Origin of the sequence: Flavivirga eckloniae, from assembly GCF_002886045.1 — a bacterium.
GTDB classification, from domain to species: Bacteria; Bacteroidota; Bacteroidia; order Flavobacteriales; family Flavobacteriaceae; genus Flavivirga; species Flavivirga eckloniae.
Genome location: NZ_CP025791.1, coordinates 3,800,467 through 3,813,276, shown reverse-complemented (window position 1 = coordinate 3,813,276; position 12,810 = coordinate 3,800,467). Strand labels below are relative to the sequence as shown.

General features: G+C 36.9%; 7 protein-coding genes. All 7 read right to left on the bottom strand.

What is annotated here, in order from left to right:
• Positions 1-37: 37 nt before the first annotated feature.
• From C1H87_RS15770 to C1H87_RS15740, 7 genes are read right to left on the bottom strand one after another with little or no spacing between them, the layout of a single operon-like run.
• Positions 38-2,284 (bottom strand): GH92 family glycosyl hydrolase, encoded by a 2,247-nt coding sequence (locus C1H87_RS15770; RefSeq protein ID WP_102756737.1) that lies wholly within the window; start codon positions 2,282-2,284, stop codon positions 38-40.
• Positions 2,281-4,167: an endo-beta-N-acetylglucosaminidase gene (locus C1H87_RS15765; RefSeq protein WP_102756736.1), complete on the bottom strand. Its 1,887-nt coding sequence runs from the start codon at positions 4,165-4,167 to the stop codon at positions 2,281-2,283. Before C1H87_RS15765 ends, C1H87_RS15770 begins: the two co-directional genes overlap by 4 nt.
• A gap of 37 nt (positions 4,168-4,204) precedes the next feature.
• Entirely contained in the window at positions 4,205-5,413 is a 1,209-nt protein-coding gene (locus C1H87_RS15760; RefSeq protein ID WP_102756735.1) for a PNGase F N-terminal domain-containing protein, read from the bottom strand.
• A 16-nt stretch (positions 5,414-5,429) separates the two neighbouring features.
• Positions 5,430-7,736, bottom strand: coding sequence for a GH92 family glycosyl hydrolase (locus C1H87_RS15755; protein ID WP_102756734.1), 2,307 nt, complete (start codon positions 7,734-7,736; stop codon positions 5,430-5,432).
• A gap of 37 nt (positions 7,737-7,773) precedes the next feature.
• Positions 7,774-9,798 carry a glycosyl hydrolase family 95 catalytic domain-containing protein gene (locus C1H87_RS15750; RefSeq protein ID WP_102756733.1) on the bottom strand — a complete coding sequence of 675 codons (2,025 nt, stop codon included), beginning with the start codon at positions 9,796-9,798 and terminating at the stop codon, positions 7,774-7,776.
• Complete coding sequence (locus C1H87_RS15745) at positions 9,798-11,855, bottom strand: glycoside hydrolase family 97 protein (protein ID WP_102756732.1); 2,058 nt, start codon at positions 11,853-11,855, stop codon at positions 9,798-9,800. The genes C1H87_RS15750 and C1H87_RS15745 overlap by 1 nt, the downstream gene beginning before the upstream one ends.
• Positions 11,833-12,810 carry an isoaspartyl peptidase/L-asparaginase family protein gene (locus C1H87_RS15740; RefSeq protein ID WP_102756731.1) on the bottom strand — a complete coding sequence of 326 codons (978 nt, stop codon included), beginning with the start codon at positions 12,808-12,810 and terminating at the stop codon, positions 11,833-11,835. Before C1H87_RS15740 ends, C1H87_RS15745 begins: the two co-directional genes overlap by 23 nt.

Sequence of the window (12,810 nt, the reverse complement as noted above, 5' to 3'; positions counted from 1 at the left end):
TAAGTTACTACACTTAGGTATGGGGTAAGTAATGGATTTACTCAATATAGATGTTTAAAAAATCTGTGTTGGTAAGTTTTTTATGAGAGATAAAAAACTTAGGATGACTTTGATTATCGGCTTTAACAGATCTTATGGTGTTTGAGTTTTTAGATTTAGCAACTTTTACAATTTCAATTTTATCATTTGTATAATATGCACTGTCCAAATGAATAGTAACCTTATCGAAAACGGGCGAAAATAAGGCATATTTGTCTTCTGCCGGAGATACTGGGTAAATCCCCATCATAGAAAAGACTGCCCAGGTACTCATGGTTCCGGTATCGTCATTTCCGGGTAAACCATCTGGGGTATTTTTAAAGTGTTTTTTTAATAGTTCGCTCACCTTTTCTCCTGTTTTATACTCTTGGCCTTTTACATAATTAAAAAGAAATGGATAGGAGATATCTGGTTCGTTGGCCATATCGAACTGGTTTTTATTAAAAACATCTTGTAATCTATTTGAAAAAGCTCTGTGACCTCCCATTAATTTCATTAACCCTTTAACATCGTGGGTAACCATAAAAGTGTATTGCCAAGCATTGCCTTCTATAAAACCTAAGTTTTTTACAAAGTTAGCCCCTGCTTCGGGATTATAAGGTGTAAGCCAACTACCATCGTCATTTTTAGGTCGCAACAGATTAAATTCCTTGCTAAAAAGTTTCCTATAAGAAATAGCTCTTTTTGAGAACATTTTGTAATCGCTTTTTTTGCCCAATTCTTTGGCTAATTGTGCTATTGCAAAGTCTGTAACATTATATTCTTGAGTTGTAGACACGGAACCGCTTTTGGTGGTTTTTGTTGTTAAATACCCTTTGTTTATATAATCTTGAATTCCCGGACGTAATGGATTATTATCTAATTGTGTTGCACTTTTTCTCATGGCTTTATAAGCCTTCTCAACATCAAAATCGCGAATCCCTTTTAAGTAGGTATCTGCTATAATAACCCCAGCAGGATCTCCAACCATGGTTGTGGTTTCTGTGGCGTTTAGTTCCCATTTGGGTAACCAACCAGACTCATCGTAAATTTGCAGCATACTTTTTACCATATCCGATTGTTGCTTGGGGTATACTAAACTCATTAATTGATGAAGGTTTCTGTAGGTATCCCAGAACGAAAATGTAGTGTATCGGGTTCCTTCTGTTTTCAGGGTTTCCCGGGTTTTCATTTTAGGGTACTCGCCATTGTAATCGTTTAATGTGTTTGGATGAATTAAGGAGTGGTATAAAGCTGTATAAAAAATACGCTTATCGTCGTCGGTACCACCTTCGACTTCTATTCGAGATAGATAGGTATTCCATGTCTCCTTCGATTCTGCTAGAATTTGATCGAACGTGCGGGTTGAAGTTTCTTTTTCCAAGTTTTCACGTGCATTTTCAATACTAACATACGAAACACCGATTTTCATTTCAACCACAGACGGCTTGTCAAAATCGTAACGCATATATGCCCCTATACTGTCTCCAATAATTTCTTTGGTATGGCCTTTTTTAATTCTGGCTTTTCCGTTTTTTAAAAACCACTGAGCTTCAACACCATTATATTTTCGTGGTTTTTTCCAAACTCCAAACTCGTCAGCAGGTTTTGAAAAACGGGCCACAAAGTAAACAGGGTATGCTTCGTCTGGTTTGTAGTAACAGAATGAACCAACAGAGCGTACGCCCTCAATTTCTGTAGGAGAAACAACTTTTACCATAGCGCCTTCTTCGTTTGTAAGACCTAAGCCCAGGTTTAAAAGAATGTTTGACTTTCCTGCCGGGAAGTGGTATTTGCTCACCCCAGTTCGGGTTGTTGCTGTTGCTTCAACTTTTATATGGTACTTATCTATTTTGTTGGAATAATAGCCAACGGTTGCTTTTTCTTCTGAATAAGTTGAACCATATTTTAAGTGATCGGTTTCCAATTCTCCTGTTGTAGGCATTGCTAAAATAACACCGAGTTCCGGACAACCCACACCACTTAAGTTTACATGACTGAAACCGGTTAAAAAGGTATTTTCCTGAATATAGGGTGTAGATAACCAACGACTATCTTTTTCTAAGGGCAAATTCTGAGGTCCGGCAACATTAAAAGGTGATACGTTTGCCATGCCTCGAACAGCTATTGGCCCCGGATTAGTTGTTCCAAAATTAGATGTGCCTATAAATGGATTTACATAATCTACTGGCTGGTTTTGCGCAGAAGTTTCTATATAAATGAATGCTAATAGTAAAAATAGCACTGTTCTTAATTCACTTTTCATAGTCTAATTTTTTGTCTTGATGGTTTTCCTAATTTGCCACTTTTAGAAATTGGTTGTACAACTAAATTGATATACTCATTTTCAACAGGAACGTCTTTGATATAATAATCTTTAGAAGCGGTTTTACCTAGCCATATTTTTTCGCCTTTATTGGTGATTTTATAAATGTTATGGTAAACGGCCTTGTTATTGGCTGGTTTTAAATGTACATACAACTCTGTTGTTTTGTTATTTGGAAACGCCTCTACCGAAAATTTAGATTTTGGTAATGATGGTTCTTTTCTGTTCCGCATTAGTATTTCCCCAATGAGTACATTACCTTTTCCTTGTGTTTCGAAACCAAGAGACACTATGGTTGTGTTTTTTTGACTCTTAATTGCAAAGGATGATGTTTTCCATGTTTTATTAATGTGTAAACCTACCTTTTTGGTTTTTCCATTAGATAGGAGTACGTAACAATAGGTTTTTACTTGACTATCCCCTTTTGCAACAATGCTGATGTTTACAGATGTGTTTAAATCAATTTTGGTTTTGTAAAGCGGAATGGTTGCTCCTGTTTTCGACTCCAGTTTTAAGCAGCTTCCTCCGTTATAACTTTCTTTAAAATAAAAACTGGGTTTTACCTGTGTGGTATCGGTTTGCCATTGCCATGTGGGCAGTATATCCTGAATGCTTAAATTATGCCATTCGTTTTTTGATATTGTTTGTCCTTTTTCATTGTAAAATCGACCTAAACCATAATTAAAATTGGTTATAAACGGCAGTTCTTTAACAATACCACTTGCTGGAAAGTAATTGGTAAAGCCTTTCCATGTCATGTCCCCATAAGGTGTTGTAAAAGTTTCGCCACCATTCCAAAATTTCTGCTCATTACTGTAAACCTCTTCAGGTTCTTTTGTCTTTGAAAGATCGAAAGTGGCGCTGGGCCAATATAATCCTATAGAAGTTGTATAGGGCTTTTCGTCTTTTAGCAAAGCATCCCATTTTGCATAGGATTTATAGCCTCTTTGTTGTACATCTATGCCTGCATATAAATCCCAGGGACTTCTTTTTAATTGAAGTGCTACATCGTGCGAGTCTTCCAATTGTGTTTCCTGATATTTAAAATCAATAAACATCAAATCCGCCATTTTTTTATTGTTCTTCTGAAAAAAGATCTGGTTGTGGTGGTTAAGTTCTCGCTGCCAGATGACACGTCCGTCGGTTATCATCGCATCGTACCAAACGAGTTCGATGGCCTCCCCGGATTTGTCTTGGTAATATTCAATAAAGCTAACCATTTTTTCGGCATAAGACTCGTCTAGACCCTTGGTCTCTTGATTGATAAACCAGCCGTCAAAATGATAATGCTTTGCAACTTCAATAAGTTTGTCCGCAACCGGAAAACTGCCATCTTCTTTTTGCTGTAAAAATGCCATGACCCATTCTTTTTTCCCACCATAAACAATAGGAGGAAAGAACACTGTGCCAATTGATTTTACACCATTTTTATGAGCAGCGTCTGTCCAGGTAGGTACTGGAGATAAAATAATCCCTTCTACTGCCGAACCTCCCCATTGTACAAAATAGTCTATGTATTGCCAAAATGGGAATGCGTATTGTTTTATAGTTGAAAACCCTTGCGACGGATGGTTAGACGTGCTGTGCGTAGGGATTAAAGAAATTATTTTAGGATCGTTCGATAACTCTTTTCGTATTTGGGTTGTACTATCGGTAAAGCGTTTTGCTAAAGGCGTGTAACTAATATTGAAAGCAGCATGCTTATCTGTTTCTGGAGACCATCTAAGTAAATCTTCTACATACCAATATGACGCATATGGTTGGTTTTGGGCAAACCCAATGGTGGTTACTAAATACAATAATGCTATTAATGTTTTCCTCATGTAACTATAATTTATAGCCAAATACTTAATGCAAAAGTTATTTTTTATAGGTTAAATAAGCAGATACTAACCAGTGGTTATATTGCTCTTTTTTATTTGCCGTTCCTGGAATTTTAACGAGTAGATTATGGTCTCCTTTTTCAATAGTTCCTAAATCAACTTTATAAGGGGTAACCATCGAACCAGGGCACCAATTAGATCTTGAAAAATCTGAGGAGGCTATACGTTCTTCAATTTCTTTAAATTCTTTTTTAAAACTTTCATTGTAAGTGTAGGCAGAATCTTTTTTTGTCCATACGCCCGATGATGGATTAAACCTTCTAAAAGAAGCACAATCGTCACGCCACGGAATTTTGTCGAGAACTAATTTTAAATCGAAAAATACTTCGTTCCTTATTTTAATAAACTCGTCGCCACCTCTATGGCCTCCATGACCTGTAGTTGTATAATGCAGTTGTGCATTTTTCAAATTTTTGTCTGTAATAAAATTTAAATCTACGGTTGATTGCGAAAACAAGTCTGGTATTTTCTGACCATTTACATAGTAAACCGTGTTTATTAATGGTATGACTTTTAACTTGGGGCGTGGTCTGCCAGAATATTCTAAAGCAACATCTACCTCATAACCTTCGCGAGTCCAGGTATCGATCCAAACACCAATATAAAACTCTCCTGTTACAATAGATTCCAACTCGGAAATATCTTTTTCCCACACCACTTCTTTTTCCCATTTTGGAATATAAACAGGTCTGTTGTATCTAATTTTTGGATGTTTTTTTTCATCGCTAAAATAGCCCACCCCAAAAGGTGATATAAATCGCATGAGTTCTATGGCTGGAGTATAATTTTCAGTTTTTAAAACACCCTGATACTCCTTGAGGATCGTCGATTGTTTAGGAAATTTTTCTTTTCCCAGAGCAACGTCAATAATATCGATTTGTTCTTTATTGGTTATTACAAAGCAAGAGCCGGATTTATCCCATCTATCACCATTGGACCTCAATGTTATTTTAATGGAAACATCCGTACCTTCTTCATAAACAGGTGTGGTTATTTTTTTGAAGACAACACGTCCGTTTTGGAGTCTCTTTACAGTAGTAGTGTCACCAGTTTTGCCTCCAAAATTTATCGATCGATTTTTAAAAACCTCAACTTTTAAGGGGTCTGTTTGTTGTCCGCTAACAGCTTCTACTATCAACAAAAAAGCGATACAGCAGATGTTTTTTACATAAAAAGATAGGTTCATAACTAATATTATTTATTTATTCATTACTTAATGAATAGGGAGCAGCCTTTTTCGAAATCCCCCAATTTGTGTTAGGCTGCCCTCCCATTTCTATATTCAAAATTCCACCCTCCTGAATAGTTTGAGAGTTAATCCAGGTTTGGTTAAATGTATTTCCATTTAGGCTTGCACTTTGAATATAATGATTATTTTTTTTATTCCCTTTTGCAGAAATTGTAAATGTATTTCCGTTTTGCAAATGTAAAGTAGCTTCATCAAAAAGCGGGCTTCCAATAACATATTGATTTGTTGCTGGTGCTACAGGGTAAAAACCTAAGGCACTAAAAACATACCAGGCAGATGTTTGTCCGTTGTCTTCGTCGCCACAATAACCGTCTGGAGCTGGCGTGTAAAGCTTGTTCATAATCTCTCGAACCTTAGTTTGTGTTTTCCATGGTTGTTTGGCATAATTATACAAGTACACCATATGTTGTATGGGCTGATTTCCGTGTGCATAATTCCCCATATTTACAATCTGCATTTCTCGAATTTCATGAATGGTAAATCCATAATACGAAGCATCAAAATCTGGAGGCATATTAAACACATTGTCCAAGGCATCTACAAACTTTTCGTCGCCACCCATTAAATCTATTAAGCCTTGTACATCATGAAAAACACTCCATGTATAATGCAGGCTGTTCCCTTCGGTGAAGGCATCGCCCCATTTTAGAGGATTAAAAGGCGATTGAAAACTACCGTCTTTATTTTTTCCGCGCATTAGGTTGTTTGAAGGGTCAAAAAGGTTCTTGTAATTTAATGACTTTTCGTAGTAAGTTTTGGCAATATCATCTTTACCAAGCGACTTAGCCATTTGCGCAATGGTAAAATCGGCATAGGCATATTCCAATGTTCTGGCCGCATTCTCATTAATACCTACATCGTAAGGCACGTAACCCAGTTCGTTGTAGTAGTCAACACCCGCACGACCTACACTATTTACTGGACGTCCTTCATTTACTGTTGCATTTTTTATCATGGCTTCCAGTAATAATTCTTTATCGAAATTAGTTACTCCCGATAAATGTGCATCTGCAATTATTGGTGCTGAATTAGAACCGATCATACAATCTCTATGTCCGGGACTTGCCCATTCGGGAAGCCACCCAGACTCTTTATACGTGTTGGCCAGCCCTTCCATTATTTGACTGTTTAGTTCGGGGTACATCATATTAAAAAATGGAAAAACGGCTCTAAACGTGTCCCAAAAACCGTTATCTGTAAACATATAGCCTGGCAATACTTCTCCATTATAAGGACTGTAATGCACGACCTCGTTATCGGCATTAAATTCATAGAACTTCCTTGGAAATAACAATACTCTATAAAGGCATGAATAGAACGTTTTTAGCTGTTCGTCATTTGAGGAAGTAATTTCAATTCTACCTAATTCTTTTTCCCAGACTTTAGTTGCTTCTGCTTTTACTTCATCAAAAGTTTTACTTCCTATTTCCCTGTCAAGGTTCAACTGTGCCTGCTCTGGACTAATAAAAGAAGACGCTACTTTTACATGTACTTGTTCTCCGCGTTTGGTTTTAAAACCAACGATGGCACCTACATGTTCTCCTTCGTTACTGGTACTATGCTCTACTAATTTCCAACCGTCTCCCCAAGTGTGGTTTAGTTCGAAATCCTTATCAAACTCTGCTACAAAATAATTGTGGAAATTATCTGGAACACCACCACTATTATTTCTACAGTATCCAATGATTTTTCGTTCTTCTGGGATAATTTTTACCATAGATCCCTTAAAGAATGCATCTAACATAATGTAAGCGTTATCGGTTTCTGGAAATGTAAATTGAAACTGTGCTGCACGTTCTGTTGGGGTTACTTCTGCAACAATATCGTAATCTGCCAAATACACACTATAATAGTCTGGACGAACGGTTTCGGCTTTATGCGAAAAGAAAGATTCTCGCTCGTCTTCTTTAAATTTTAAATCGCCGGTAACAGCCATAAGGGAAAATGCTGCATAATCATTTATCCACGGACTTGGTTGGTGGGTTTGTTTGATACCTCTTATTTTTTTATCATCGTATTTGTACGTCCAACCATCGCTCATCTTAGATGTCATTGGTGTCCAAAAATTCATTCCCCACGGTGTTGCGATTGCTGGATAAGTGTTTCCATTAGAAAGACTAAAATCTGAATCGGTCCCCATAAGGGGACTTACATAATCGATTAAATTAACATCGGTTAAAGTTTCTTCTTGTTTTTTAGCGCTCTCGGTACATGAAAGTATCAAAAAACATGCGGTAATAAATCCTATGCGTATTTTCATTAGTTTTTCCTTTTTATATTTTAAAATCTAATATGTTTTATTGTTCTACTGTAAACGTTTCTTTATTAATACCAACTCCTGTTATGGTTAATGATTTCCAGCTTTTTGGGAGTAAAGGTTTCTTTTGAATGATGCCTTCGTCTGTAATATGCAATCCCCCAAAACCAAACAACACGACTTGCAGCATACCTCCTGCTGCTGTTACAAAGTAAGGATTGTTGCTATTGGCAGATTCTGAAAGCGCACCAAAAGGCGCTCGTTTATTTGGCATATAACTGGCTTTAAACAATCTAAATGAATTCTCCGAATCACCTAAACGGGCATAGATAACAGCTAAAATAGATTGTGCCATGGCCGGCCCTTTTTTATCAAATTTTGGTTCGTAATAAGACAAATCTTTTCTTATCTGTTTTTCATCCTGAATGATGTTTAATGGGTAGGCTAACAGATTCACGTCTGCTTGCTTGATCATTTCGCCATTATATTGACTGTGCTCTTTGGTTAAACCATTTGGGAACTGATGAACTTTTATGTTATCTGCTATGTGTTCCCAGTTTTTGTCGGTTTCTATATTTAAGGCTTTCGCAGCTTGGGCAGCAAAACGTAAAGCTGTAATGGCAGCACCGTTTGTAAAAGCATTATCGGTTACATTGTGAGCATACTCGTTAGCTCCTATTACATTTTTAATGGTGTAACTTCCATCGGAATTAAGTGATGCTCTGCTCACCCAAAAATCGGCAACTTCTTTTAAAAGGGGATACCCTTTTTGTTTGAGCCATTTTTTGTTTTTTGTTATTTGGTAATAGTTCCAAAAAGCAATCCCTACATCTGCGGTAACATGATGCTCGAATGTTCCTGTTAAAGCCCAAGTTGGTGTTGCCTCTTCTCCTGTATCGTCACTTTCCCATGGGAACATGCAACCTTTGTAACCATAACTTAAGGCTTTGTTTTTTGCTGGTTCCAATCTATCGAATCTATAATTTAGCATAGATTCTGCTATTTGATGGTTTAATAAGAGTAAAGGTGGGTACATCCATAATTCTGCATCCCAAAATATATGGCCGCCATAACCTTTGGAAGATAATCCCATTGGTGCGATGCTTAAATTAGAATCTTCGAGACCAAAAGCATACAAATGATAAAGTGCCAAGCGAACATCTAATTGCGATTGTAGGTCGCCTTTTATAATAATGTCGCCTTCCCAAAGACGTTCCCACAACCTTTTGTGCTTGTTTAATAGATCGGTTTTGTTTGTTAACAGGTTAGAAATTACAAAGCGTTCGGATTCTGATGATGGATCTGAAAAATCTTGAGTAGTGCATGTAGCTGCTGTCCATGCAAACTCAAAAGTTTTTTGTTTTTCTATTTTTTGCTCAAAAAATATCTGACTGTTATGCTTTGAAGTATTTAAGTGTTTTAATTCCGGCTGTTTATCTTTTTTAACATGATGCCAAATAAATGTGCTTGATGTGGCTACTTTATGTTTTTCAAATTTACTATTTGCTACTGTTTTTAAAATAGGTATTGTAGTTTCTAAATCGCGATGTACGGAAAAAGTGCTTTCAGGATTAACATATTCTTGTGGTGTTTGTATGCCTCCGGTAACTTTTACTTGAATGGTTTTTTCAGCTTTTATGATAATATCGATATAACCTGTATATGGCATATTTCGAAGGGCATAGATATTGTAAAACACTGTGGCTTTATCTTTAAACTGAAAGGATGTGTGCAAAACGGCATCTTTCATGTTTAAGGTTTGCTCCCAACTGTTCATATTGGCTTCCGTTACTTTTTCTCCATCTATTTCCAATTGCAAATTCCCAAAGTTCATACCTTCTAGCATCCGACTTACTCCTGAGACAGATGCTTTGTCGTAAACATTATTTAATATAATATGTTTTATTCCAAAGGGCTGTGAGGTTGGTAAAATACCAATGCGTCCGTTGCTTAAAACTATTCCTGTGTAGTTATTCCTTTCCGTCGTGGATATGTTCCAAGCATCGTCTTGTGAAAACGATATTTCAAAACATAAAATGAGTAAAAAAGGAATTATTTTTTTCATTATTTAGGTATGGTTTTAAATCTAATGGCTTGCCCGCCACCGGGAGCTAATTTTAAAGTTAAGGTATCTTTGGAAGATACTTCTTTTTTCAAAATCTGGTGTTCGTATGGGTTTGTTTTCCAATCGCTTTGTTCGGTGTCTGCATATATTTCGGCTACATATGCTTTATTTGAATCTAAGAAATCAAGGTTAATTTCTAAATCACATCTGTTTTCGTCTGTTGCGGCACCTAAATACCAATCGTTGCTATTAATATCTTTTCGTGCTATGGCAAGATAGTCTCCTATTTTTGCTTGTAAAACTTTGGTGTCTTCCCAATCTACCGGTACATCTTTAATAAACTGAAAGGCAGGTTCATTTCTGTAATTATCAATATTATCGGAAGCCATTTGAAGCGGACTATACAAAACTACGTATAATGCGAGTTGTTTTGAGAGTGTTGTATTTATTCTACTATTACCTTTATCTAAACCATTCCATTTTACGCGTCCTTTGGCATTTTTGTACAGCAAGTCGAAAATACCAGGGGTATAATCTAACGGTCCTGCCAAAATTCTGGTAAAGGGGAGTGTAACGTGATGTTCTGGCGAGTTGCCTTCGCTCCAGGCATTCCATTCCATACCTCTTGCACCTTCTCTACTCATCATATTCGGGTATGTTCTTCTTATCCCTGTAGGTTTTATAGGTTCGTGGGCGTTTATTGTTAGCTTATATTTAGCAGCTGTTTCTACGACTTTACGGTAATGGTTTACCATAAATTGGCCGTGGTGTAATTGTCTGGAAGGGTTAATGGGACCGGCATATCCTGTTTTTACATCGTGAATGCCTAAAGATTTATACAGACCAAATGCCTTATCCATTTGTTGTTCATAATATAGGGCATCTCCTCCAGTTTCGTGATGACCAATTAGTTTTATCTTTTTATCTTTTGCATATTTGGAAAGTGCTTCAAGATCGAAATCTTCGTATGGGGTTACAAAATCGAAAGCTTTGGCTTTTCCCCAGTCTTCCCATCCAGTACTCCAACCTTCTGCTAAAACGGCATCTATATTGTTTTCAGCAGCAAAATCTATGTAAGCTTTCATTCGTTCTGTGGTGGCACCATGTCTGTCTCCTAAAGTCCATGTTTGTGTACCTAAATGCATCCCCCACCAAATACCAATATATTTTAAGGGTTTTATCCACGAAACGTCCTGCAGTTTGTTGGGCTCGTTTAGGTTAAGAATTAGGCAAGATTCTATTAGTCCTCCAGCAGTATTTGAAATTTGAATAGTTCGCCATGGCGTGTTCATGGGTGTTTTTGTTTTTACTTTCACACCATCTGGCCATGGGACTAAATCTGCTTGAAATTTAAGTTTTGAATCTTTATCTTTTCGTAAAGTCATTCCGGCGTAGTTGGTTAGATTAGCCTCGTGAATGCTTATAAAAATAGAATCTTTTAATGCCTCGAATGTTACGGGAGTATTTGCCGATTCTACTTCGTTTGCCGGTTTGTTTTGGTATGCCATTTCGTAAGAATCGAAGTTGGCAGGGGTGTACCAGGTTGAATAATTTTGCGCTAGATTAAACTCGGTAAGCTCATTGGTGATACTTAAACTATCAACAGATTCCTGTTCGGGAATGGTGTACGAAAATCCTAAGCCATCGTTATATACTTTAAAATTGATGTTCATATGCCTTTTAAGTCCATCAATTTCCTGTAATTTTATAATGCTGTGGTTATAGTGGTTATTGATTTCCTTTTTTTCTCCCCAAACCTGAGTCCAATTTTCATTTACTTCATTTTCAATAACACCAACTATTTTAAAGTTACTTGTTAGGTTTGCTTGATTTTTAAATTCCAAACCAAATATTGATGTATCTATAACTTGTTTGTTATTAAAATGAACATGATAGGTTGGTTTGGTGCTTTTTAGATTGAAATGGACTTTTAGTTTTCCATTTGGCGATGGTATTATTACCTGTTCCATGTTGTTTTCTGCACATGAAGTAACAAGCAAGCACCCTATTAATACATATAGACCAATTTTTACTTTATTGTATTTTATAATCTGCATTAATCAATTCGTTTTTAATGGTATTGGTTTGGATGGCGTAATTAAAACCAGGGCGTAAGCAATATGAACCATATTCTCCCTGTTTGTTTAAGGCTATAAAGCCCACTTGCAACCATTCTAAATCTGGTTGCCCTTTGTAAATCTTATAAATGCGTTCTACAACTTCTTTACATGCTTCGTAAGGTGATCTTCCGTGGCGCATTAGTTCGACTACCATAGCACTACCCGCTGTTTTAATCATAGCCTCTCCCATGCCTGTAGCCGCTGCGGCTCCAATTTCGTTATCTAAAAATAAACCGGCGCCAATAATTGGGGAGTCACCTACACGCCCGTGCATTTTCCATGACGCACCGCTTGTTGTACAGGCACCTGAGAGGTTATTGTTTTCATCTAATGCCAGCATACTTATGGTATCGTGGTTTTCGATATTAATCACAGGTTTGTAATCTGATGTTACCAACCAAGCTTCGTATGCTTTCTTTGTTTTTTCGGTAAGCAAATTTTCTTTTCCGAACCCTTGTTCTAGCGCAAATTTAAGTGCGCCTTCTCCCACCAACATAACATGAGGTGTTTCTTCCATAACTTTTCTTGCTACAGATATGGGATGTTTTATATGTTGTAAAAATGCTACGGAACCACAGTTGTTATGATGGTCCATAATGCAGGCATCTAAAGTTACTTTTCCTTCTCTATCGGGAAAACCTCCAAGACCTACTGTTTGCACATCGGGATTTGCTTCTGCTGTTCTAACACCTTTTTCTACGGCATCTAAAGCATTTCCGCCATTGCTTAAAATTTTCCAAGCTTCTTGATTGGCAGGTATGCCATGGTTCCATGTAGATATTACTACTGGTTTCACAACTTTCTTTTCAATCTTTTCTTTAGAATTGTCGCTTGCGCACCCACTAAAAAATGCGATTGAAATTAAAATCAAGTAAAGATGGCATATCTTCAT